Source organism: Paractinoplanes maris, assembly GCF_023544465.1.
In the GTDB taxonomy this organism is placed as follows: Bacteria; Actinomycetota; Actinomycetes; order Mycobacteriales; family Micromonosporaceae; genus Actinoplanes; species Actinoplanes maris.
Map to the genome: position 1 here is coordinate 1 of NZ_JALPVL010000007.1, position 23864 is coordinate 23864.

General features: G+C 68.2%; 18 protein-coding genes and 1 pseudogene. 9 read left to right on the forward strand and 10 right to left on the reverse strand.

The window, feature by feature from the left end; translation table 11 throughout:
- Positions 1–949, reverse strand: a 949-nt coding sequence (locus NAG42_RS20760; RefSeq protein WP_250032165.1) for an RNA-guided endonuclease InsQ/TnpB family protein, incomplete at its 3' end; no start/stop codon positions are given.
- Positions 950–994: 45 nt separating this feature from the next.
- On the opposite strand from NAG42_RS20760, the pseudogene tnpA reads away from it, so the two are divergent.
- A pseudogene (tnpA, locus tag NAG42_RS20765) lies at positions 995–1174 on the forward strand (IS200/IS605 family transposase); the annotation flags it as partial.
- Here tnpA and NAG42_RS20770 read toward each other — a convergent pair.
- Positions 1171–1482: a hypothetical protein gene (locus NAG42_RS20770; RefSeq protein WP_250032166.1), complete on the reverse strand. Its 312-nt coding sequence runs from the start codon at positions 1480–1482 to the stop codon at positions 1171–1173. The pseudogene tnpA and the gene NAG42_RS20770 sit on opposite strands and share 4 nt — an antisense overlap.
- A 377-nt stretch (positions 1483–1859) precedes the next feature.
- On the opposite strand from NAG42_RS20770, the gene NAG42_RS20775 reads away from it, so the two are divergent.
- The 6 genes from NAG42_RS20775 to NAG42_RS45520 all read left to right on the forward strand — a co-directional run bounded on the left by NAG42_RS20775 (position 1860) and on the right by NAG42_RS45520 (position 11789).
- Complete coding sequence (locus tag NAG42_RS20775) at positions 1860–4688, forward strand: PQQ-dependent sugar dehydrogenase (protein WP_250032167.1); 2829 nt, start codon at positions 1860–1862, stop codon at positions 4686–4688.
- Between the two features lie 11 nt (positions 4689–4699).
- Complete coding sequence (locus tag NAG42_RS20780) at positions 4700–6403, forward strand: ThuA domain-containing protein (protein ID WP_250032168.1); 1704 nt, start codon at positions 4700–4702, stop codon at positions 6401–6403.
- Positions 6400–9276, forward strand: coding sequence for a glycosyl hydrolase family 95 catalytic domain-containing protein (locus NAG42_RS20785; RefSeq protein ID WP_250032169.1), 2877 nt, complete (start codon positions 6400–6402; stop codon positions 9274–9276). The genes NAG42_RS20780 and NAG42_RS20785 overlap by 4 nt, the downstream gene beginning before the upstream one ends.
- A gap of 188 nt (positions 9277–9464) precedes the next feature.
- Entirely contained in the window at positions 9465–9836 is a 372-nt protein-coding gene (locus tag NAG42_RS20790) for a hypothetical protein (RefSeq protein ID WP_250032171.1), read from the forward strand.
- The gene (locus tag NAG42_RS20795; protein WP_250032177.1) at positions 9833–11413 is read left to right on the forward strand and encodes a caspase, EACC1-associated type; all 1581 of its coding nucleotides are present in this window, start codon (positions 9833–9835) and stop codon (positions 11411–11413) included. Before NAG42_RS20790 ends, NAG42_RS20795 begins: the two co-directional genes overlap by 4 nt.
- 232 nt (positions 11414–11645) lie before the next feature.
- Positions 11646–11789, forward strand: coding sequence for a hypothetical protein (locus tag NAG42_RS45520; protein ID WP_438872426.1), 144 nt, complete (start codon positions 11646–11648; stop codon positions 11787–11789).
- Positions 11790–12122: 333 nt separating this feature from the next.
- Here the strand turns inward: NAG42_RS45520 and NAG42_RS20800 are convergent, their stop codons facing one another.
- The gene (locus tag NAG42_RS20800; protein ID WP_250032179.1) at positions 12123–12761 is read right to left on the reverse strand and encodes a TetR/AcrR family transcriptional regulator; all 639 of its coding nucleotides are present in this window, start codon (positions 12759–12761) and stop codon (positions 12123–12125) included.
- A 74-nt stretch (positions 12762–12835) separates the two neighbouring features.
- Positions 12836–13360: a GtrA family protein gene (locus NAG42_RS20805; protein WP_250032181.1), complete on the reverse strand. Its 525-nt coding sequence runs from the start codon at positions 13358–13360 to the stop codon at positions 12836–12838.
- 295 nt (positions 13361–13655) lie between these two features.
- Here NAG42_RS20805 and NAG42_RS20810 point away from each other — a divergent pair, with 295 nt between their 5' ends.
- Together NAG42_RS20810 and NAG42_RS20815 are read left to right on the forward strand one after the other, a co-directional pair.
- Positions 13656–14168: a SigE family RNA polymerase sigma factor gene (locus NAG42_RS20810; protein ID WP_250032182.1), complete on the forward strand. Its 513-nt coding sequence runs from the start codon at positions 13656–13658 to the stop codon at positions 14166–14168.
- Position 14169: 1 nt separating this feature from the next.
- On the forward strand, positions 14170–15153 hold the full coding sequence (locus NAG42_RS20815) for a hypothetical protein (protein ID WP_250032184.1): 984 nt from the start codon (positions 14170–14172) through the stop codon (positions 15151–15153).
- 115 nt (positions 15154–15268) lie between these two features.
- Here NAG42_RS20815 and NAG42_RS20820 read toward each other — a convergent pair whose 3' ends face one another.
- The 6 genes from NAG42_RS20820 to drmB all read right to left on the reverse strand — a co-directional run bounded on the left by NAG42_RS20820 (position 15269) and on the right by drmB (position 23831).
- Positions 15269–15673 carry a cupin domain-containing protein gene (locus tag NAG42_RS20820; protein WP_438872431.1) on the reverse strand — a complete coding sequence of 135 codons (405 nt, stop codon included), beginning with the start codon at positions 15671–15673 and terminating at the stop codon, positions 15269–15271.
- A 42-nt stretch (positions 15674–15715) separates the two neighbouring features.
- Entirely contained in the window at positions 15716–15853 is a 138-nt protein-coding gene (locus NAG42_RS20825) for a hypothetical protein (RefSeq protein ID WP_250032186.1), read from the reverse strand.
- A 180-nt stretch (positions 15854–16033) separates the two neighbouring features.
- Positions 16034–18166 (reverse strand): UvrD-helicase domain-containing protein, encoded by a 2133-nt coding sequence (locus NAG42_RS20830; RefSeq protein WP_250032187.1) that lies wholly within the window; start codon positions 18164–18166, stop codon positions 16034–16036.
- Positions 18166–20052, reverse strand: a complete 1887-nt coding sequence (locus NAG42_RS20835; protein ID WP_250032188.1) for an N-6 DNA methylase — start codon at positions 20050–20052, stop codon at positions 18166–18168. Before NAG42_RS20835 ends, NAG42_RS20830 begins: the two co-directional genes overlap by 1 nt.
- A 61-nt stretch (positions 20053–20113) precedes the next feature.
- On the reverse strand, positions 20114–21982 hold the full coding sequence (locus NAG42_RS20840; RefSeq protein WP_250032189.1) for a protein kinase domain-containing protein: 1869 nt from the start codon (positions 21980–21982) through the stop codon (positions 20114–20116).
- A 112-nt stretch (positions 21983–22094) separates the two neighbouring features.
- A complete protein-coding gene (drmB, locus tag NAG42_RS20845) occupies positions 22095–23831 on the reverse strand; it encodes a DrmB family protein (RefSeq protein WP_250032190.1) in 1737 nt (578 codons plus the stop codon).
- Between the last annotated feature and the right edge of the window lie 33 nt (positions 23832–23864).

Consider the following 23864-nt stretch of genomic DNA (forward strand, 5'->3'; position numbering starts at 1 on the left):
GGCCGAAAGTGCGCCCGTACCGCGCCGCCTTGTACTCCAACATGCCGGTGAATCCGGCCCATCCCGCATCGTGCACAGACTTCGCCAGTCGGGTCCGGCCGAGACCGACCACGCACAGATCCTCGACGTACACCGCTTGGTTCTCGCGGATGATCGCCGTGGACAGTTTGTGCTGCCAGTCCCGCCGGGTGTCGGCCACCCGAGCGTGCGCCCTGGCGACCTTCACGACGGCCTTCTTCCGGTTCTGACTCCCGCGCTGCTTGCGCGAGAGCGCCTGCTGCAACCGCTTTAGCTTGCGCGCCGCGCGGCGCAGGAACTTCGGTGCGGCCACCTTCGTGCCGTCCGAGAGCACCGCGAAGTGGGTCAGTCCCAGATCGATACCGACCTCGGATTCGACCGGCGGCAACGCCTCGTCGGTGCTCTGCACAACGAACGAGGCGAAGTAACGCCCGGCCGCGTCCCGGATGATCGCCACACTCGACGGGTCCGACGGCAGCGTCCGGGACCAGCGGACCGCAAGGTCGCCGATCCTCGGCAGGCGCAACCGGCTGTTGTCGAGGACCTTGAACCGGGAGTTTTTCGTGAAGCGGATGGCCTGCCGGTTGTCCTTGCGGGACCGGAACCGGGGCGGGGCCAGCTTCCGCCCCTTGCGCTTGCCCGAGATCGAGGCGAAGAAGTTGCGGTACGCGGTGTTCAGGTCCGCCAGGGCCTGCTGCAAAACCACGGACGACACCTCGCCCAGCCATGCCCGCTCAGGCGTCAGCTTCGCCTCGGTGATCAGGCGGCGGGACAGCTCGCCGTCCGAGACGTACTTCTCGCCCGCCTCGCGGGCCTGCTGACGCAGACGCAGCCCGTCGTTGAACACCACCCGCGCGCACCCGAACGCCCTGGCCAGCTCGATCTGCTGGCTGGTCGTCGGGTAGACGCGGAAGTTGTAACGAAGCTGCACGAGACACACTGTGCCATGTCGGTTTATCGCTGAACCGTGGCCCGGCTGGTCAACAGCCTCAAGGGCGTCTCCTCGCGGCGGCTGCGGCAGGAGTTTCCCGACCTCGTGCGGCACTACTACCGGGCCAACAAGCTGTGGTCGGGCTCGTACTTCGCAGGCTCCGTCGGCGGGGCACCGCTCAGCGTCGTAAAGCAGTACATCGAGCAGCAGAACCGTCCCGGTTAAGGCACCGCTCGGGCCTGGCGGCCCTCCCAGCGCGGGCCTTCACCCCCGGCCTGAAGGCCGGAGCACTGGCCCGCATTCCGGTAGCTGTCGCCGGCGTTCAACCCGTACAGCACCAGCGGCTCGCCGGTGAAGTTGTCACCGGCCCGGGCCCAGTTGACGCCCTGGAACTGGCTCGTCGCCGCCGACGCGCCCGGTGCGCTGGCCACCACGGCCAGCGGGATCGCCGCCAGCGCGGCCACGGCGCCGGCCAGCGCCGCGACGACGCGGCCGGCCGCGGGCCACCCGCCCTTCACTCGCCGTCCGATCATGGTCCTCCCCTATCCGCCGCACATCGGGGTCCATCTATACAACACACGTCATACGAATATCTACGCCGGTGGCGCCGATTCGCGCGATGCGCACGAATGTGAACGTGCACTCGCTACCGGCACGGACGACGGGCTTGCCTGCATTGACTGCCCTCTATCCGGCCCATAGCGTAAGACGTCATATGAATTAACGTTCACAATTTGGCCACGAAGACCGCGACAGTGCGGCGAGGCCGGGGTCGGTCGCGCGCACTGGCCATCGGGTTCCGCCTGGACGGCCACCGGCCGGTCCGGCGTGACTCGCCGGCCTGACGGATCCCACCCCGGCGCCTGGCGCCGCGCCCGCATCGAAGCCGACGACGAAAGTGTGACCATCCATGAGAACACGCGTGATGGCGGCGGCAGCGACCGTCGTTCTTCTGGCCACCGGCACGGTGGCGACCATGCTCGGCCCCGGGTCACCGGTCGCCGCCCACCCGGTCAACGCGGCCGAATTCCAGCAGGTCGAGCTCGCCCGCGGGGTCGGCGAGCTGGGCGAGCCGATGTCGATGGCCGTGTTGCCGGACCGCTCGGTGCTGCACACCGCCCGCAACGGGGTGCTACGCCGGACCACCACCGCCGGGGTCACCACCGCGATCGGCACCTTGGCGGTCTACACGCACGACGAGGAGGGCCTGCAGGGCGTGGGGGTGGATCCGGCTTTCTCGACCAACCGGTTCATCTACCTGTTCTACGCACCGCCGTTGTCCACGCCCAGCGGTGACGCGCCGGCCACCGGCACCAACTTCTCCGCGTGGAACGGGGTGAACCGGCTGTCCCGGTTCACGCTCAACGCCGACTACACCCTCAACACGGCCAGCCAGGTGACCGTCATGGAGGTGCCGACGAATCGCGGCATGTGCTGCCATGTCGGCGGCGACATCGATTTCGACGCGGCCGGCAACCTGTACTTATCCACCGGGGACGACTCGAACCCGTTCGACTCGGGTGGCTACACGCCCATCGACGAGCGCAGCGACCGCAACCCGGTCTACGACGCCCAGCGCAGCGCGGGCAACACCAACGACCTTCGCGGCAAGGTGCTGAGGATCAAGGTGAACGTGGACGGCACGTACTCGATCCCGTCGGGCAACCTGTTCGCGCCCGGCACCGCCCGGACCCGGCCGGAGATCTACGCGATGGGCCTGCGCAACCCGTTCCGGCTCAGCGTCGACAAGACAACCGGTGCGGTGTACGTCGCCGACTACGGGCCCGACGCCGGCACGACGAGTTCGACGCGCGGACCGGCGGGCCAGGTGGAGTTCAACCGGATCACCTCGGCCGGCAACTACGGCTGGCCCTACTGCACCGGCTCGAACACCACCAACGAGACCTATGTGGACTACACGTTCCCGTCCGGCCCGTCGGGGAACCGGTTCAACTGCGCCGCGCCGGTCAACAACTCCCCGCGCAACACGGGGCTGACCACCCTCCCGGCCGCACGCCCGGCCTGGATCAAGTACGACAACTGCTCGCTGGCCGCGTTCGGCTGCGGCTCGGAGTCGCCGATGGGCGGCGCGGTGTACCGCTATGACGCCGCCAACCCGTCCACGGTCAAGTTCCCGGCCACCCTCGACGGGCACTACTTCGCGATGGAGTTCGGGCGGCGCTGGATCAAGAGTGTCGACGTCAACGCCGACGGGTCGGCCGGACTGATCAGCGACTTCCCCTGGCGCGGCACGCAGATCATGGACAGCGCCTTCGGCCCCGACGGGGCCCTGTATGTGCTGGACTACGGCACCGGCTGGGGCAACGGCGACGCGAGCTCGGCCCTGTACCGCATCGAGTACAACGGGGCCGGAAACAACCAGTCGCCGATCGCTCGCGTCGCGGCCAACCCCTCGTCCGGCGCCGCACCCCTGACCGTCAGCTTCTCCTCGAGCGGCTCGTCCGATCCTGAGGGCGGGGCACTGACCTACTCCTGGAACTTCGGTGACGGCAGTACTTCGTCGGCGGCCAATCCCAGCCACACCTACGCCAGTACCGGCCAGCGCACGGTGACGCTCACCGTGACCGATTCCGCCGGCCTCACCGCCAGCGCCTCGACCACGATCTCGGTCGGCAACACCGCCCCGACGGTGGTGCTGAACACGCCGGCCGACGGAGCGCTCTTCGCCTTCGGCGACAGCGTGCCGTACACGATCACGGTGTCCGATCCCGAGGACGGCGCCGTCGACTGCACCCGGGTGAAGCTGAGCTACCTGCTCGGCCACGACGACCACGCGCATCCGATCAGCTCGAGCACCGGCTGTTCAGGAACGCTGCAGATCCCGGTGGACGGCGAGCACGACACGGCGGCCAACCTGTTCGCGGTGCTCGACGCGGAATACACCGACCAGGGCGCCAACGGCCAGCCCGCGCTGACCACCCGGGCGCAGAAGATCCTCCAGCCCCGGCATCGGCAGGCCGAGCACCGGAACACCCAGTCGGGCACCTCGCTGTTCAGCAAGGCCACCGCGGAGGGTGGCCAGACGGTCGGCGACATCCAGAACGGTGACTGGATCGCGTTCCAGCGCTACACGCTAGCGGGCGAGAGCCGGTTCACGGCCCGGGTCTCGTCGGGCGGCGCCGGCGGCACGCTGTCGGTGCGCGCCGGGTCGCCCACCGGCACAGTCCTCGGAACCGTCACGGTGCCGGTCACCGGGAGCTGGGAAACCTTCACCGACGTGTCGACGACCCTGTCCGGAGCGCCGGCCGGCACCGCCACCCTGTACCTGACCTTCAGCGGCGGCTCGGGGACGCTGTTCGACGTGGACGCGTTCACCATCGGCGCGGCGCCGGGCGGCGGAGGCACCGGCCGGATCGTCGGCGCCAACGGCTCCTGCGTCGACGTCAACGCCAACAGCTCCGCCGACGGCACCAAGATTCAGCTCTGGACCTGCCGCACCGGCACGAACCAGCAGTGGACCCGCAACGGCAGCACCTGGCGTTCGCTGGGCAAGTGCATGGGCGTGGCCGGCGGCGCGACCGCCGACGGCAGCCTGGTACAGCTGTCGACCTGTAACGGTTCCGCCGGTCAGAACTGGACGGCGGGGACCAACGGATCGGTGGTCAACACCGGATCCGGCAAATGCCTGGACGCCAACGGCGCCAGCTCGACCAACGGCACCCAGCTGATCATCTGGACCTGCCACGGCGGCACCAACCAGCGCTGGACCCTGCCATGAGAGGCCCGACCATGCGAACACTGACCCGCACACTCCTGGGCTCGGCGGCAGCGGTGCTGCTGACCCTGGCCGGCATCGGCGCGACACCGGCGAACGCCGCCGACGCACCGTACGACGTCCTGGTCTTCTCCAAGACGGCCGGCTTCCGGCACGACTCGATCCCGGCCGGCATCCAGTTGATCCGTGATCTGGGCTCGGCCAACAGCTTCACTGTCACCGCGACCGAGGACGCCGGCCAGTTCACCTCGAGCAACCTGGCCCAGTTCGAGGCGGTCGTCTTCCTCAACACCACCGGCGACGTGCTCAACACCACCCAGCAGAGCGCGTTCGAGAGCTACATCCGGGCCGGCGGCGGGTACGTCGGTGTGCACGCGGCGTCGGACACCGAGTACGACTGGTCGTTCTACGGTCAGTTGGTCGGGGCGTACTTCTCCTCGCACCCGGCGATCCAGCAGGCGACCACCCGGGTGGAGGATCGGGCGCACGCGGCGACGGCCGGGCTGGCGCCGACGGTGGTGCGTACCGATGAGTGGTACAACTTCCGGACCAATCCCCGATCGTCGGCGCGGGTGCTGTCGTCGCTGGACGAGTCGAGCTATTCCGGCGGCACGATGGGCGGCGATCACCCGCACACCTGGTGCAAGACGCTCCAGGGTGGACGATCCTTCTACACCGGGGCGGGCCACAACCAGGCCAACTACAGCGAGGCGGGCTTCCGGGCGCTGATCCTCGGCGGCATCCGGTACGCGGCCAACCGCACCAAGGCCGACTGCCGCCCGGAAACCGGGTACACCGCCCTCTACAACGGTTCCACCACTGGCTGGTCCCAGGCCGGGCCGGGCGCGTTCAGCAACAGCAACGCGACGCTGACCTCGTCCGGTGGGCTGGGCATGCTGTGGTACAGCGCCAAGGAGTTCCGGTCGTACTCGCTCAAGCTCGACTGGACGGTGCCGGGCGACGACAACTCCGGCGTCCTGATCGGCTTCCCGGCCGGCAGTGACCCGGACGCGGCCATGGCGAACGGGTACGAGGTGCAGATTGACGCCACCGACGCGGCCGACCGGACCACCGGCGCGGTGTACGGGGTCAAGTCGGCCGACATCGCCGCCCGCGATGCGGCGCTGAACCCGCCGGGTCAGTGGAACACCTACGAGCTGCTGGTCGAGGGGGAAAGGCTGCAGGTCTTCCTGAACGGCGTCGTCGTCAACGACTTCACCAACACGGATCCCGCACGGTCGCTGACCTCCGGCTCCATCGGCATCCAGAACCACGGCACCGGTGACGACGTGTCGTTCCGCAACATCAGGATCAAGGAACTGGGCGGTACGACCACCCGGACCGGTCCGATCACCAGCGCCGGCGGCAAGTGCGTCGACGTCAACGGCGCCACCTCGGCCGACGGCACGAAGATTCAGCTGTGGCGGTGCACCGGCAGCACCAACCAGCAGTGGACGGTCAACGGAAGCACCCTGCGCTCGCTCGGCAAGTGCATGGGCGTCGCCGGCGGCAGCACCGCGAACGGCGCGCTGGTCCAGTTGTCGGCCTGCACCGGCTCCGGCGGTCAGAACTGGACTCCGGGAACCAACGGCTCCCTGGTCAACCCCCAGTCCGGCAAATGCCTGGACGCCAACGGCGCCGGCACCGCGGACGGGACCCAACTGATCATCTGGTCCTGCCACGGCGCCGCCAACCAGCGCTGGACCCTTCCGTCATGACCGACCTGACACGCAGAAAACTCCTCGCGGCCGGGATGGCCGGCGCCGGAGCCGCTCTGCTGCCGACCGGGTGGACGGCGGCCGCCCAGGCCGGGGCCGCGCCCCCGGCGGGTGTGCTGGCCGCCGGGGACCTGGCCCTCTGGTACGACGAGGCCGCGGGAACGGACTGGCTGCGGGCCCTGCCCGTCGGGAACGGGCGCCTCGGGGCCATGGTGTTCGGCAACATCGACACCGAACGGCTCCAGCTCAACGAGGACACCGTCTGGGCGGGCGGCCCCTACGACTCGGCCAACACCCGGGGCGCGGCCAACCTGGCGGAGATCCGGCGACGCGTGTTCGCCGACCAGTGGACCCCGGCCCAGGATCTGATCAACCAGACGATGCTCGGCAACCCCGTCGGGCAGCTGGCCTACCAGCCGGTCGGCAACCTGCGGCTCGCCGTCGGCAGCGCGTCCGGCGCCTCCCAGTACAACCGGACGCTCGACCTCACCACGGCCACGGTGACCACCACGTACGTGCTGAACGGCGTGCGATATCAGCGGGAGGTGTTCGCCAGCGCGCCGGACCAGGTGGTGGCGGTCCGGCTGACCGCCGATCGCGCCGGCGCGATCACCTTCAGCGCCACGTTCGACAGCCCGCAGCGCACGACCACGTCCAGTCCGGACTCCGCGACGATCGCCCTCGACGGCATCTCCGGCGACATGGAGGGCATCGCCGGCTCGGTCCGGTTCCTGGCCCTGGCCGGCGTGAACGCCGGCGGGGGCACGGTCAGCAGTTCCGGCGGCACGCTGCGGGTCTCCGGGGCCACGAGCGTCACCGTGCTGGTGTCCATCGGCACCAGTTACGTCGACTACCGCACTGTCAACGGCGACTACCAGGGCATCGCGCGACGGCACCTCGCCGCCGCCCGTACCTCCGGCTTCGACCAGCTGCGCGCCCGCCACGTGACCGACCACCAGGCGCTGTTCAACCGGGTGACCATCGACCTGGGGCGCACGACGGCGGCCGATCAGACCACCGACGTACGGATCGCCCAGCACGCGAGCGTCAACGACCCGCAGTTGTCGGCCCTGCTGTTCCAGTACGGCCGTTACCTGCTGATCGCCTCGTCGCGGCCGGGCACGCAGCCGGCCAATCTGCAGGGCATCTGGAACCAGGAGATGGCCCCATCCTGGGATTCCAAATACACCATCAACGCGAACCTGCCGATGAACTACTGGCCGGCCGACACCACGAACCTGTCCGAGTGCTTCCTGCCGGTCTTCGACATGATCAAGGATCTGACGGTGACCGGAGCTCGCACCGCCGGCGTGCAGTACGGCGCGAGTGGCTGGGTGACCCACCACAACACCGACGCGTGGCGCGGTTCCTCGGTGGTCGACGGCGCGCTGTGGGGCATGTGGCAGACCGGCGGCGCCTGGCTGGCCACGATGATCTGGGACCACCACCTGTTCACCGGGGACGTCGAGTTCCTCCGCGCCAACTATCCGGCCATGAAGGGCGCCGCACAGTTCTTCCTCGACTCGCTGGTGACCCACCCGACGCTCGGACATCTGGTCACCAACCCCTCGAACTCCCCCGAGCTGCCCCACCACTCCAACGCGAGCGTCTGCGCCGGACCGACGATGGACAACCAGATCCTGCGCGATCTGTTCAACGGCGTCGCTCGGGCCGCCGAGGTCCTCGGCGTCGACGCCGCCTTCCGCACCCAGGTCCTGGCGGCCCGCGACCGGCTGGCGCCGACCCGGGTCGGCTCGCGCGGCAACATCCAGGAGTGGCTCGCCGACTGGGTGGAGACCGAACGGAATCACCGGCACGTCTCGCACCTGTACGGCCTGCATCCGAGCAACCAGATCACCCGGCGCGGAACGCCCCAGCTGTACCAGGCCGCGCGTCAGACGCTGGAACTACGCGGCGACGACGGGACCGGCTGGTCGCTGGCCTGGAAAATCAACTACTGGGCCCGGCTGGAGGACGGTGCGCGCGCTCACAAACTGATCCGCGATCTCGTACGGACGGACCGGCTCGCGCCGAACATGTTCGACCTGCATCCCCCGTTTCAGATCGACGGCAACTTCGGCGCCACCTCCGGGATCGCCGAAATGCTGCTGCACAGCCACAACGGCGAGCTGCACGTGCTGCCCGCGCTGCCGTCGGCCTGGCCGGCCGGCAGCTTCACCGGGCTGCGCGGCCGGGGCGGGCACACCGTCGGCGCCTCCTGGAGCAGCACCGGCACCGAACTCGTCATCACGCCCGACCGCCCCGGTACGGTCCGGGTCCGCAGCCGCATCTTCACCGGCACCTTCGAGATGCGCGACGACACGAGCGGCGTAACGGTGCAGCCGACCCGGCTGGAGACCGACCTCGTCCAGTTCGCCGGCCAGGCCGGCCACACCTACCGCGCCTCGGCGGCACGGTCGGGGCCGGTGTCGACCGGTGTGAACTATCGGCTGGTGGTCCAGCACAGCGGGAAGAGCGCCGACATCAACGGCGCGTCGACCGCCGCCGGAGCGCAGTTGATCCAGTGGCAGGCCGCCGGCTCTCTCAACCAGCAGTTCGACTTCCTGTCCTCCGACGCTGGCTACTACCGGATCCGCGCCCAGCACAGTGGTCTGGTGCTGCAGGTCGCCGGCACCGGCACCGGCGCCGACATCACCCAGCAACCCGACGCCGGCACCACCGACCAGCAGTGGCGGGTGGAGGACCAGGGCGGCGGGGTGGTCCGGCTGGTCAACCGCCGGAGCGGATTGGCCATGGACGTGTGGCAGGCCGCCACCGCCGACGGCACCCGCATCTCCCAGTGGACTCCCGGTGGCGGGGCCAACCAGCGTTTCCACCTCCAGCGCGTCGAGTTCATCGAAGGAGCCGCATGATGCTCGGCCAGGACGGCACAGCCACCGCGAGAACGCTATTGCGGCGGTCCCGGATATCGCCCCTTTCGACGTCATCCATGCGCTGTTTCCGCCGTACCGGTCTTAACAAGATCAATACGAAAGTGGGGCCAGGGTTACTGGTGCGTTTCGCTTGACCAGCGATGGCGGCCAATCCATAATCCTCTGCTGTGCCACGACTCGAAATCACGGTGAGTGGATCAGAGTTCGTCGACGACGATCTTGCGTACGCGGTGCAGGCGTTGCGGTCAGAGCTCCTCAACCTTGATGTCGACGACGTGACGGTCCCGGACGGCGGCACGCCCACGCCCGGGGCGAAGTCCGCCGCACTGACCGCGGCCGGGCTCATGCTGGTCTCCACCGCACCGGAGGTGATCCCCGCGGTGATCGACGTGGCGCTGAGCTGGCTCAAGCGTCAGCCGCTGGACGTGCACCTCGAGGTCGACGGCCAGATTCTGACGGCACGGGTCACCCGGAAACAACGCGACGCCCTGGTAGCGGCGTATCTCGAGCGAATCGGCCGGGACGCGAGCGAGGCGTGACCGCGCCCGCCGGTACGCAGCCAAGGTCACGGCGACGCGCTCTGCTGCTCGCCTGCAGCCGATTCACCGACGAGACCCTTCCCGCCCTGCGGTCCCCCACCCGGGACGCAGAAGCACTCCAGCGGCTCCTCGACCAGATCGGGTACGAGACCAGGACGCTGACTGACTGCACCGCCCAGGAAGCCCGGCACGCGGTGGCCGAGTTCTTCGAGACGGCCACCCGGCGCGATGTCAACCTGCTCTACTTTTCCTGCCATGGGCTGCAGGACGCCGAAATGAATCTGCATTTCGCGTTCTCGGACAGCCAGTATCGGCGGCCGGACGTCACTGGAGTGAGTGCCGAATTCGTCCGGATTCACATCGCTCGCAGCCGGGCTCGATCGACGGTCGTGATCGTTGACTGCTGTTTCAGCGGAGCGTTCCTGCGCGCCATGCGACCGAAGGCAAGCCGGGACGCCGGCGTGAACGCTCTGGTACGTGACCTACCCGAAGGCACCGGAGTAGCAGTGCTGACCTCATCGGGCGCGACCGAGTTGAGCCTCGAGGATCCGAGCGACCAGCACGCCGCAAGGTCGCGGGGATCCTATTTCACCGAGGCGATCCTGACCGGCCTCGGGACTGGAGCAGCGGACACGGACCTCGACGGGCGGATCACCGTCGACGAATTGTTCAGCTACGCCTCGGACCGTGTCGCCGATGGACCATCCCATCAGAAACCCCGCAAGTACGTCGAGGCGGTCGGCGATCTCGTGGTCGCCGCCGTCCGGGTGCGCAAACCCGAGCCTGGGCCGCCTGTCCCGCCACCGGCCATGTCCGGTGCGACTCTTGCCGCCCAGGATCCGATACAGCCGTGGCCGCCGCTGCCGGGTCCGGGTCCGGGTCCGGAAGAATCCCGACGCCGTAACCGTCGTCGCCGATCTCGTCGGCCGCTCTCGGTCGGGGTCGCGCTGGTGGTGGCGCTCGCCGGCGGCCTGGTGCTTTGGACGAACTGGCCGTCGATGGCCCAAGCCGAACCGGTTCCGGTCCCGCCGGTCGTCGGGCTGACTCGCGCCGACGCGGAGACCGCGATCCGGTCCGCCCGGTTGATCCCGGTCGCCGTTCCCGCATCGACGGCCGCGGCCGCCTGCGCGACCGGATCAGTCACCGGCCAGGCACCAGCGCCGCGGAGCACAGCTGCGCAAGGTTCCACCGTGACATACCAGGTCTGCGCCCGCTCGAAGTCCGCCGTCCCGGAAACGAGCCCTACACCGAAGCGCGGCAAGAAATCGACGGTCTCGCCGGCACCTCGCACGAGGACTCCCGCCATTGGACCGACCTCGAACTCACCGTCACCGAAGCCATTGCCGCCGAAGGTGCCGTGCGTCGCCAACTACTCCGAGGAAACCGCGACCGCTGTCCTGGGCGAAGCCGGATACAACGTCAGCACGGTCACCACCACGGATGGCGGCACCCCGGGTGCGGTGACCTCGCAGAGCCCGAGCTGTGGCACCCGCCTCGTCAAAGGCAACACGGTACGCATTTTCGTACCGGCCGAGCCCGAGCCGGATACCTCCGACGATCCCGGCAACGGCGGCTGACTCCCCACTGTGGTTTCCATGCCGTTCTGCTTCTCCTTGACGGGAAACGTCAGCACGGGATGAGGCGCGCCGGACCGCCATTGCCTGACTTCAGGCAACTCCTGCCGACGCCGGTCGATCGACGGCGGGCCCATCATGGAGGACCGCCGGCCGGCGACGAAGTGCCGCCCGATGGGACCCGAGGTGCTGCGGCTGGCTGGAGGTACCCGATCCGCAGCCCGGCCCGGACGAGGTGCTGATCCGGGTGGAGGCGGCCGGGGTCAACTTCATGGACCTCAAACGGCGGAAGGGCATGCCGTACGACCCCCCGACGCCCCCGCCGTTCGTCCCGGGGCCGAGGTCGCCGGCACCGTCACCGCGCTCGGCGAAGGGGTGACCAACTGGTAGGTCGGCGCCCGGGTGTTCGGACCGTACGGGTCGCCGGCCGGCACCGGCTGGGCGGAGTTGACGACGGCTCGGGCCGACAGCGTCTTCCCGGTGCCGCCGGGCTTGACCGCCGAGCAGGCAGTGTGGACAGACGGCTGATCCGGCGATCGTGGCCCTGCCCCGGGCGTTGTTCGGCCACCGAATCTTGGCCACCGAGCCATTGCTCGTACGTCAGCGATCGAACTGCTCCATCGCGCCTGACGCGCGGCCCGGCGCCCATTTCACGCCAACGGCGAACCTCAGGAGCGAGCCGGTGCCACGAGCCGGTCGGCGCGACCGGGAGTCAGCAGTTCAGGTGGGCCAGCGCCGTGATCATGCGGTCGTCGATGTCGGGCGGCGCGGGCAACTGGTGAGTGACGGTGCGCTGATGCGCGAGCCCGTGCAGGCCGAGCCAGACCCCGACCGCGTCGCCGGCTGGGTCGGCACTCGAGGAGACACCGGCGGCGACACAATCGGCGAGCGCCTCGGCGAGCATCCCCAGGCCGACGTCACCGAGGGTGGTCAGGTCTTCCACGGTCACCGAGCTCTCGCCGGGCGTGGGGGTCCACAGGCCGCCGAACATGGTGCGGTATCGCTGCGGGCGCGCCTGCGCGAAGTCCAGGTAGGCATGGCAGATGGCCAGCAACGGTGCCGGTGGCGCCGCCTCGGCGTAGTCGACGGCGGCCCGCAAGGTCTCGTGCAGCTCGCGGAAGGCGTCGCGCACCACAGCCAGCATGATGGCCGGCTGATCGGGGAAGTGGCGGTAGATCGAGGGCGCCGCGATGCCGGCTCGCCGGGCGATCGACCGCAGGGTCAGGGCGCGTTCGTCGCCGGTCTCGTCCAGCAGTTCGACCGCGGCCTCGACGATCTCGTCGCGCAGCCGCCCGCCTTCGCCCCGGCGGTTGCGGGACCTGCCGATGGCTGTCACGTCTGAGCTCGTCATGTCCGAACCTTACAGCTGAAAACTTCGGTACGTAAGCTATCAGCCGTAAACTTCCAGCGGCGCGTCTGTACGCTTCACGCGGGCGCCCGATCGCCGGCGAAGACCCACACGCGCAGCAGAACGAAACGGGTGAGCCCGACCACCGCGTTGACCGCAGCGATCAGAAGCACCCCGGATCGCCAATCGTCGCCGACCACGTCGCCCAGCAACGCCAGCGCCAGACTCGATGCCGCCAGTGCGGCGGCGGACAGCCCGCCGCCCTCCCACTGCGCGGTCAGCCAGGAGACGCGGGCGCCGGCGCGGAAGGTGAGCCGGCGGTGCATCTCGTTGGCCAGCATCGACGACAGAACGACGCCGGCCAGGTTCGCCACCTGCTCGCCGGCCCCGAAGAGCAGGAAGAAGACGCCGAACTGGAGAAGCGCGGTGGTGCCACCGGTTGCGGCGAACCGCACGAGCTGAGCCACCACCGCGTCGGAGCGCAACCACGCGGCCGGGATGGATTCGGCACGGCGAATCGTCGGCTTCCGCGCCTCGAAACCCCGGGCGTACGCCCGGACGCCGAGAGCATCTCGCAGGGGGAGGGCAGCGGTTTCGGTCATGACGGTCAACTCCCGAATGGACGACTGCGTTAACTAACGAGCGTTAGCTAACGCCCGTGACTCTAACTTGTCAAGGCCGGGAGCCAGTGCGAACCACGCTCCGGCCACCCCACTGAGCAACCGGCCCACGTACCGGAAAGCAGTTGTCGCGTCCAGCCGGTGAACGGTTCTCCTCGCCTCGTGCGGCCGGGAACCGAAGTGACGAACAGTGACGGGTCCGCGCTCACGAAAAAGTTTCCTGGCCGCTGACAACGTCTTCAGGAGCAGAAGGGTCTTACCGGATGTGACGACCGTTATGAGCCACCGAGCGTCCGGGACGCACGACGCGGAGCAGGAGTTCCGCGTCTTCGTCGAGGGCATCGCCGATTCGCTGCACCGCACCGCTTATCTGCTGTGCGGGGACTGGTATCTGGCCGATGACCTTGTCCAGGAGGCTCTGGCCAAGGCCTACAGCAACTGGCGCAAGGTTCAGCGGGCCGACAGCCCGTCCGCGTACGTGCGTCGCATCCTGATCAACGAGTCGCGGCGGGGCTGGCGCCGGAACCGGAATCACACCGTGGAGTCCGGCACCCGGGTGCCTGATCCGGCGGTCGCCGACATGACCGACAGCGTGGTGAACCGGGAAGAGCTGCTGCACGCGTTGCAGTCGCTCCCGGCGCGGCAGCGAGCCACCGTCGTGCTGCGGTTTCTCGAGGGCCTGAGCGAACGGGAAACCGCCGCGACCCTCGGGTGCAGCGAAGGCACCGTCAAGAGCCAGACAAGCCGCGCGTTGATCAAGCTGAAGTCCGTCCTGAAGGAAGAGTACTGATATGTCGCACGACACCGAGGATCGCCTCACCACGGCACTGCAGGGCTTCCGCTCCGACCCGTCGTTCTCGCCGGAGATCGACGACATCCTGGCCCGCGGCAAGAAGATCAGCCGTCGCCGGATCGCCTGGCGCGCCACGGCCGGTGGCACCTTCGCCGCCGCCGCGGTCACAGCGGTGGCTCTCGCCGCCGGCGGCACCGGCATCCCGGCCCGGTCGCCGGCGCCCAACCTCGCTGCCCCGGGCTCGTCCGCAACTGCGGAACAACCTCCGGTCGTACGACTGGTCGGCCACCTCACCGCGCTCGAGCAGACCGAGGGCGACGCCACGCTGATCTCGCGCAGCCAGGCCTACACCGACGGCAAGAAGGTCGACGTCTGGGACCTGCACGCCGACAACGGCGACTACTTCTTCGCCAAGACCCGCGCCGGGCTCCCGGCCCGGGTCGAAAAGGGCCGGTCGCAGATGGACAAGGCGGACGAGGCCGGCCGTAAGCGGGCGGTCGCCGCGGCGAAGCTGGCGGCCAAGGGCGACCTGAACGAGGCCCGTAAGCGGATGGCGCGCGCCTTCTACACCGGCGACAACCCGGTGCCGATCGAGGCTCCGGGTGCCGTCAAGCCCCTCACCGAGGGGGACAAGATCAAGGCGAAAGCCACTGGCACCAAGGCGGTCGCGGGCAACTACACCGACAACTGGGTGTGGAACACCTCGATGGACGCGCTGCGCGACGGCGCCGGCGACCCGGCCGTCCGCGCCGGTGTGCTGCGGCTGCTCGACCAGATGCCCGAGATCTCGATCGAGGAGGGCACCCTCGGCGGCCGCAAGGTGCTGACCCTGACCGCCGGCGCCCCGGCCGTCGACAGCCCCGAGAGCGTCGTCGTCGACGCCGGAAGCGGCATGCCCGTCAAGTACACCAACACGTTCGTCACCGTCACCTACACGGTGACCCGGGTGACGCTCGCAGACGTCGCCGCCGGCAAGTTCTGATCACCGCCAGATCAGGAGGCCGCATCCGGGGAACACCCTCGGGTGCGGCCCTGTCGCGTTCAAGGTTGTGCCTACCAGGCCGGGTCCGCCCTGTAAGACCGGCCGCAGCCCGCCCTCATTCCAGGTGGAAGTCGGCGAAATCGAAGCCAGGACTCACCACGCAACTGACCAGAACGTGGTCGTCGCCCGCCGGTGCGGCTGATTGCCACTCCCCCGCCGGCACCAGGATCTGCGGATTGCCGGCGCTGAGGATCGCGGGCTGGTTTCCCTTGCCGATGGTGAGCGCCAAGGGGCCACCTGAGTGCCAGAACCAGATCTCGTCGGACCGTACGGTGTGCCAAGCCGACGACTCGCCTGGTTGGAGGAGAAACAGGATCGCCGTCGCGGCAGCACGGCGGCCCGGATAACCATCAGGCTCGAACGCCACGGCCGACCGGTACGTCTCCCTGAACCACCCACCTTCAGGATGCGGCTGGAGGTCGAAGCGTTCAGCGAGAGGCGGGCGCACGGTCATGGAGATCATGCTAGTTCGGCCTGACGGCGCCCAGCGGTGTCAGACCTGTCACGTACCGAAGCCCACGGCCGAATACGACCACACCACGGCGTACGCGATACCCGCCACCGTCACGAGCATGAGCAGACCGAAGACGAAGGGCCAGGCCCACGCGACGGTTTCGCGGTCGTTCGATGCCAGCGACATGATTGCTCCCAGAAACGTCGTTGCTTCTTGACGCTCCTGATTCTTCGATCCGACCGCCTCTCCCACATCCGCACGTGGGTGGATCCTCACCCGACTCGACTACGACTTTGGTGGGAAGCCGGCGCGCCCGCTCCGATGGGCAACTCGAGTCCGCGCCATTCCGGAACGGCGGCAGGGCCGTCAGCGGCGCACGGACAGGAACGGACTCGGTGTGCCGTGCCAGAAGATCGCCAACTCGTCGCGGGCTCGGGTGCAGGCGACAAACAGCAGCGACCGGTCACGCTGTTGTTCGCGCTGAAACCTCCGGGGATCGCTGTCGCGGTAGCGGTAGATCATCTGACGCGGAACGAGGCCGTCGGTGACGCCAGCGATGATCATCTTTCGGTATTCCAGTCCCTTGAAACGGTGCATGGTGCCGACATGCACGCCGTCGGACTGCTGGGGACCGTCCGGACCGATTTCCACCGCGATTATGCCGTCCTTCCCGAGTCGGGCCACAACATCAGTCACCAGCTCACGGGTCGGCAGGCAGACGGCGACCGACCCGTCCGCCGGGGTACCGCAGGATCTGAGCTCCTCAACAATCAACTCGCGCTCCTGATCCCAGCTGTCCGCGCCGATGAAGCGGGGTTCACCGCCCTGCAGCAAGGAGCGGTACCCGGCGAGACTCTCGTCGCCGCCGTCGAGGTCGTCGTAGGTGACTCCGCTCATCACCTCGAGTGCCGCGGCCAGGATCTGCCGTGTGGTGCGATAGCTCAATGTGAGCCGCGCCGACCGGCCGCGAATGTTGATACCAAGGCTGCCCAGCGTCACTCGGTTGTCGTAAACACGCTGGTGAGTGTCACCGGTGAGGAACATGTCGTCGGGGCCGGACGAGACCATGGCTCGCAGCATCCGCCAGTGGGCGGCGCTCAGGTCCTGCGCCTCATCGACCACGACGTGCTTGTAGCGGTGGCTCCCGGCATCGGCGTGCGCTGTCTCGAGAACGGCCGCGCGCACGGCGACCTGCCGCCAGGTCCACAGATCCTGGGCGGCGAGCCACCGGACGAAGCGATCGGTCAGCTCCCAGATCTGATCACGTTCCATCCGGGTGAGGTTCCGCCCTCGATAAGGCCGGCGTGCCCGGAAATAATCGGATCGCGAGGACAGCGCTTGACCGAGAATCACCTGCTCCCACTCGGAAGCAAGGAAGTCCGCGTCCCACCCGGTGGTTCCGATCTCGCCGGTCAGAAACCTCCGCCACAGCTGGGGACCTTGACTGTCATCGACCTTCCGCTTCGGTGCACGGGAGTCGTTCTCCGCCACGACCCGACTCGCCAGGCGATCGATGGTCACCACATCCACCCGGGCGACAACTTCCGCGCCCCCCAGAGCCAGCAGGCGCGCACGCAGGTCGGCCGCGAGATTGCGGTTGAACGTGGTGAGCAGAATCGGCCTGTCCGAGCCGGGTGGGAGCTGCCGGACCAGGTGAACCACCCGGTGGAGTGCCACGATGGTCTTACCTGTACCGGGGCCACCGCCGATACGGGCTGGGCCGCTGTACCGGCGCTCCACAATCTTCCTCTGGGTCGGATGGAGAAACACCTGCCACCGCTCGAACGACCCGGCCAACATGAACTGCAAGGCCTCGTCGTCGCTCGTCACCTGGGTGGCGGGTCTCATGACCGCAGCCGCGAGGTCCTCGACGTCCACCTCGTCGTGCGCCTGTACCGGCTCGGTGATCCCTTTGAGCACCTCGTCGTACGATTTGCCGTCGAACAGCGCGAACAGCACGTCCGTCGTCAACTGAGGCGCCCTGTCGAGAAGTTCCATCAACTCGTCCTCGCTGGTGAGACGCCGGATCCGCGGAAGCAAAGGCTCGGCGACTCCCAGCCTGATCAGTTGTGCGTCGCTGTGTTCGGCGAACAGCGGACGCGATTCTTTCACGTCCGAGAGGACCCGTCCGACGATGCTGTCCCCGACCGGTCTCGTATCGATCGGCTCGAGTTCCGTCACCTCGATGCCACCGGTCACCCGGTTGATCCGGTAGGCGAACCGGTCCAGGTCCTCGTACACCGCACTGCGGTGCTCCACGCCGATCAGCAGATAGTTCTGTTCGGTGACGTGCAGCAGCAATGCTCGCAGATCCCGCTTGACCCGGGCGGACAGAAGTCTGTTGTCGCCCTGGAGGGCCTTGAGGTTGATTCCGGGTTGGTGAGGGTTGTTTCGGAACTTGTGCATGAATTCGTAGACCGCCCCGATGTCGGAGCGGGACAGTTTCATGATTTCTTTCTCCGCACGGTCCAGGACCTGCAGGCGCGCCGCGGTAGTCATCACGCCTTCACCGCCGAGGTTCCCTCGGATGATGCGTCGTCCTCCCGATTCGGGGTCAGCGCTCCGGCCGCCAAACCATCGGCGGTCTGACGGGTCAGCCGATCCCCGATCACGGTCGCCGCACGCACAGCCATGTCGAACTGCTGAAGCTTCCGGAAGATCGAACCGTGACGACGCTGCTCCTCGACCGGAATGCGAGGCACCTGCGCCCTACGGACGTCGGAGCGCTGCGAGCCCGACGAACTTCCGGTCTGACGTTCGTTGGCCGAGGTGCGCAGATAGCCGGCGAGGAACCAGGGATCCAGGCTTTGCTGGTCCGATCGCAGAAGATGGAGCCCTCGGCCGAGCAACGGTCCACCGTCGACGATCACGCGTGGGGACAAACCGAATGCTGCGGTGGGAACCACGACATCTCCAGGCTCCAACGTGATCAGTGGGGCCGGGCGAAGATCCGCGCGGCCGGCCGGTCGGCCTTGAAGGACGTCGTCGCTCGTCAGGACGAGAACCTCGGAGGCGGATCCGGAGTCCGCCGAGCCGACCCGGACCGGTCCGAGAAGTTGTAGATGGCCGGACCGGATCAGATCGGCAACGGAGACCGAGGGCAGAGCGATCCCGGGTTCGGCAATCGCGCTGACCGCGGGAAGAAGCTCATGGAGCGAGTCGAGAACTTCGGAGAGACGCTTCCAGTCGTCGAACACAGCGGCAGCGAAGTCAGGTCCGCTCGGCCCGGGGTGGCCACGTCGGCCCGGCGTCAGGTCGACCTCGTCGTCGAGCAATTCGACCACCGGCACGGAGTGCACGAGCGCTCCACCTCGTTCGACCGCGTCCGTGATGCGCTTGAAGGCAAGGTCGAGAGGCTCCGTGCCCGCATCGACGAACAGCACATCCGAGGCAGGCGATGCCACGTCGCGTTCGAGAACCCACAGGTGCAGGCCGACAGCGTGGGGCGCAGCCGCTCCCGGCGGAAGGGCAACAACGGCTCGAACAACACCTCGCCTCAAGAGTTCCGCCCGGATCCGTCGGCCTGCACGCCGGCCGGCCGCCGACGGGGGCATCAACAACACAGCTCGTCCACCGGTCGTCAGATGTGCCAGCGCGTGTTGCACCCAGGCGAGCTCGGGCTCGGTGCGCGGCGGCACCCCGAACTCCCACCGCCGATCGTAACCGAGCTCCTCGTGTCCCCAATTCGTCAGCCCGAACGGCAGATTGGCCACCACCGCGTTCACAGTCAGGTCAGGAAAGCCATCGTGTCGCAACGAATCACCCGTACGGATCTCGCCCGCGGAGCCGCTCGAGCCCAGCCAGAGCGACGCCAGCCGGGTGGCCGCCGCATCGTTGTCCTGGCCGTAGACCGCCTCGGCGCCGGCGCGCGTCGCGGCGCGCAACAGCCGACCGGTCCCACATGCGGGATCAAGAACCGAGCCCGCTCGTACGCCCGCAAGAGTGACCATAAGATCGGCAAGTGCGTCGGGCGTGGTCACCGCGCGTTGACCCGGCTGGTCGGCGAACCGATCCCACAAAGCCTCGAGAGCCGGCTCCTCACCGATTGCCGCCGACAAGGCATCGAGTGCCGGCCGGAGCTCCTCGAACGGCAGAGCCTGGCGTCCGAGCAGGTGTTCACCCGCCACGGCGAGCGCCTCGGCCGGACCCTCCGCGACGGCCAGCAGACTGCGCCAGAGCCGGTCCTCGTCCGCCACGGCCGGCAGCTTTCCCTGCTCGGACAGCCACTGCTCGACCTCGTCCAGATCGAACTGTGGACTCGCTGCTGTGCCACCCACAGGCCGCGGGAAAGATTCGTACCGCTTGCGCCAGTTGCTGACCGCGGCGCGTCCGACCCCGGCCAGCCGCGCGATGTCGGCTGCGGTGATCTTTGCTCTTGACTGCACGAACCGCAGTGTACGCCTTCGACAAGCTACACGAGTGTTGACATGGTTGACGAACAACACGTCATCGAGCGAACCTCTTCGCGATCTCCTCGGCCGTCCACCTGTCGGTGGTCCGTGCATCCCAACCAGCCGCCAGGAAAGCGGCATCTCGAGCCACAGCTTCGCGACCACTCCCGCTCAGGAGGACAGCGGTCTTCCGGTCAGGCCAGGCCAACTCGGCCGGCCACGCCTCGTCGCCGAGTTCGTAACCGACCACTGGCACCGGTACGCCGCGCCCGGCGAGGCTGATCACCAACTGGTTCAGAGCCGGCTCCTCCCGGTCGGCGTAGGTGAGCACCTCTCGCCACGCCGGGTCCACCCGGGCCACCTCATCGTCCGTTCGCATCGAGTTCAAGAGACCCGACACCTCCTCAGGTGCCCGGCCTTGCGGATCGGGGAACCGCCGGAGGTCCGCCAACAGACCCGTCAGAGTCTGCCGAGCGGCTCCTCGGCGGCCCGCACCGAGCTGAAGCAGCCCGATCTGCTTCCGCAGCTCCAGTGTCCGAGGATCGTTCTCACCGGAGGTCCGGCGGCGTTCGGCGAGCAACTCGTCGAGCTGGCTGATGGCCTGGCCGACCTGGCCGGTGAGCGCGTAGCAGGTGGCCTCGTTCAGGCGGCAGTCGAACAGAAGGTCCGCGGAGCCGGCACGGGCAAGGTCCGCAGCGAGAGCGTGAAAGGCGGGAGCGGCACGCCGATAGTTGCCACCGTCGAACAGGGTGGTGGCCAGATCGTAGCGGACTTTGACAACATCGTCGTCGGTGTTGCCGAACGCTTTACGGGACCGCCTTTCCACGTCCTGCAAAGCCTCGGCGGCCTGCCGGAACCGCGACTGCCGCACCAGATCCCGAGCCTCGTTCCGCGTTCGGGTGAGGTCTTGACGGCTGATGCCGGCGTCCGTCGTCCGGGGCGCATCGTCGTCACTCACCGCAACAGGCACCGGCGACGACGCGGCCGCGGCCACGGGTCCTGGCTGGATCCGACTCAGGACCCCGGCGTACATCCGATTTCCGCTGGTGCGTCCCGGCGGGTCGAGGGCACCGAGAAGTGGACCGAGGTCGGTGACGAACGGCAGCAGACGCTCGTAGACGACGTCGGCGCCCGCCGGACGGTCATCCGGCTTCTTCTCCAGCAGGTCCAAGATCAGGCGCTCGAGCTCGGCCGGGACGTCCGGCCGTAGTGAACGCACCGGCGCGGGTTGTTCCTTGACCTGTTGAGCCATGACCGCGTACGACGTCGATCCGGCGAAGACATGGCGGCCGGTCAACATCTCGTGCAGCGTGCAGCCGAGTGCGTAGAGATCGGTGGCCGGTTCGCTGAGGTTGGTCTCGACCTGTTCCGGAGCCATGTAGGCCGGAGTGCCGAGATGTTCTCCCGTCTGCGTGATGCGGGAGAAGTCGGCCAACGTCAGCGCGACAGCCAGTCCGAAGTCGAGAACCTTGACGCCGCCGTGCGGCTCGAGCACAAGGTTGCCCGGTTTGAGATCACGGTGCACCAGGGACTCCGCGTGAGCCGCGACAAGCACTGAACACACTTGCGCTGCGATCGCCGCCACCCAGCCGATCGGAAGCGGCTTGTGCTCCTCGAGCAGATCATTTACGCCGACGCCATGAATGCGTTGCATGACGATGAAAGGGAGCCCGTCGTCGACGCCCACGTCGTAGATGGCCGGGACGCCTGGATGTTCCAACCGAGCGGTGATCCGGGCCTCTCGGGAGAACCGGCGGAGAATGTGCTCCTCGTCCTGGGTCCCGGCCGGCAGCCGGACGAACTTCACCACCACCTCGCGATCAAGGGTGGTGTCGCGCCCCAGCCAGACCTCCCCCATCCCGCCTCGCGCCAACGGCAGGCTGTCCAACTCGTAACGCCCGTTGTTGAGGCTGCGCCCTGGCACTGTCTCTCCCCGGCTCGCATTGATGTTCGACGTTCCGTGGTGGCGCGAACACCACCCCGGACTCCGTCGTGCATTCTCGCGTACGGACGTGTGCCCGTGCGGCCGGCCTTGGTCAAGCGCTGAAGAAGCCGCTCTGTGGGCTGCCGGGCCAGCCGACGACCAGACCGCGGTCGAGGAGCGTGTTGTTGTGCTCACAGCTCGTCTCGGGCAACAGGCTGCAGACATGGCAGGCGGCCAGGTTCAGGCTGTCCGCACCGGCGGCGTCGGCTTCCATGCAGAGCGGGTCGGCCGAGCACCACTCGGCACGGCTCAGCGCCGACGCCAGAGTGCGGCCGAGGCGATCCGAGGTCGCCTGACGGACGATGCCGCCGAGGCTTCCCGCCGAGTCGCTGGTGGCGGTGTAGATCAGGAACCCAGCCATCTCGCCGGTGGTGTAGAGCCGCTCCCTCATGGCCGACGCCGAGTAGCCCGAGTCCAGGCTCCACTCGTTGATCAGCAGGTGCGCGATGGTATGTATGAGGAGCGTCCGCGGCGTCACCTCGGACATCGGCGCATCCCGTCCGGTGGTCGAGGCACGCCGATCGAGCAGCTTCTGATGGTTGGCGACGATCCGACCCGCGCGTTCCCGTACCGGCGTGGACGACTCCCAGCTCTGAAGCCGCGTCGGGTCGAGCCTGATGAAGACGCCTTCGCCTCGGACCTCCATGGCGGGCAGCCAGTCCAGTTGTCCGATGGACAACGAGGCACGACGACCACCCGCATCCGCAGGGCTCGGCGGCTCCACGCGGGTGAAAGCTTGCAGTGCACGTACTTCGCGCAGCCGATTCACCTGCATGACCTGCACGATCTGCGGCGCCGGCGGATCGCCGACGGCGGGAACGCATTCGAAGTCGTGGTTCTGTTCGATCTCGTCATCCGTGGCGGGCGTGCAGAGCTGCTCGTACTCGGCCACCTTCAACGTGTCGTCGAGTTGCCCGTCGTCGTCGGGGTCGACGCCGGCGGTCAGCTGCTCTCGTCGTCGGACAGCGTCGATCACGTGCTGGGCAGTCACGTTGCCCTTCAGCCAGCCTGCCTTCTCGGCCATCCTGGCGATCGTTTCGTCGCTCTCGCCTGCGAGCATGTCGAACCGCTCGTCGATCATCTGGTGCAGCTCGCTGGACCATGGCGGAATCGCGAGCGACGAACGAACCACCCCGAACCAAGCGGCCGACGATCCGCGCTGCATGGTTCGAGGCGGCTTGGTACAGCCGGCCATCCGATGACTGCTGCCCAGCCACGGCCGGCCACCGCGACACTTGATACCGAGCCGGCCGAGCTCGCTCCGACGGAAAGCACCTTCCATCGAAGCCTTGCGCCCACACTCGCAGATGATCTCGATCGACCGCAGCGAGGCCGACCGGCCGGTGGAGACCAGGTGAAGGGCCCGGTCGCACCAGCCGTCCTCCGAGCCACGATGCACCCAGGCCCGATAGGGGAAGTCGTCCAGATGACCGTCCTCGCACGCAACGACGAAGCGGGACGGGATGAGCGAACCGCCGCAGACGCAGGCGGAGCCACCCCCGAAGCGACGGTGCTCCTGGAGAAGGTTGCACGAGCCGCCCTGGCACGAGTACATCTCGGGGAAGCGGCGAACAGCGGCTCCGTGGAACGAGTTCTCCGACGGCGGCAGGTAGAGCTCGGCAACGCGCAACGCGCTCTGCAGACGCGGCTCGATGATTCGCTGCTGCTTGTTGAGCTTCCAGGAGTCGAGGCCGGCGACGATGTAGGAGGCCTCGTCGATCGCGATCATGCCGCCCACGCCGTAGGTGGTGATCACCTGAGCGCGACGTACCGTGCCGATCGGCTTCACGCTCGGTCCGGCTGCGTTGCGGGTCGGGCGCTG

Excerpts from the sequence above, each read along its gene's own strand:
- NAG42_RS20785 (WP_250032169.1), top strand. The coding sequence starts at position 6,400 with ATGACCGACCTGACACGCAGAAAACTCCTCGCGGCCGGGATGGCCGGC.
- NAG42_RS20775 (WP_250032167.1), top strand. The coding sequence starts at position 1,860 with ATGAGAACACGCGTGATGGCGGCGGCAGCGACCGTCGTTCTTCTGGCC.
- NAG42_RS20770 (WP_250032166.1), bottom strand. The coding sequence starts at position 1,482 with ATGATCGGACGGCGAGTGAAGGGCGGGTGGCCCGCGGCCGGCCGCGTC.
- NAG42_RS20800 (WP_250032179.1), bottom strand. The coding sequence starts at position 12,761 with ATGACGAGCTCAGACGTGACAGCCATCGGCAGGTCCCGCAACCGCCGG.
- NAG42_RS20810 (WP_250032182.1), top strand. The coding sequence starts at position 13,656 with ATGAGCCACCGAGCGTCCGGGACGCACGACGCGGAGCAGGAGTTCCGC.
- NAG42_RS20815 (WP_250032184.1), top strand. The coding sequence starts at position 14,170 with ATGTCGCACGACACCGAGGATCGCCTCACCACGGCACTGCAGGGCTTC.
- NAG42_RS20780 (WP_250032168.1), top strand. The coding sequence starts at position 4,700 with ATGCGAACACTGACCCGCACACTCCTGGGCTCGGCGGCAGCGGTGCTG.
- NAG42_RS20825 (WP_250032186.1), bottom strand. The coding sequence starts at position 15,853 with ATGTCGCTGGCATCGAACGACCGCGAAACCGTCGCGTGGGCCTGGCCC.
- NAG42_RS20805 (WP_250032181.1), bottom strand. The coding sequence starts at position 13,360 with ATGACCGAAACCGCTGCCCTCCCCCTGCGAGATGCTCTCGGCGTCCGG.
- NAG42_RS20830 (WP_250032187.1), bottom strand. The coding sequence starts at position 18,166 with ATGACTACCGCGGCGCGCCTGCAGGTCCTGGACCGTGCGGAGAAAGAA.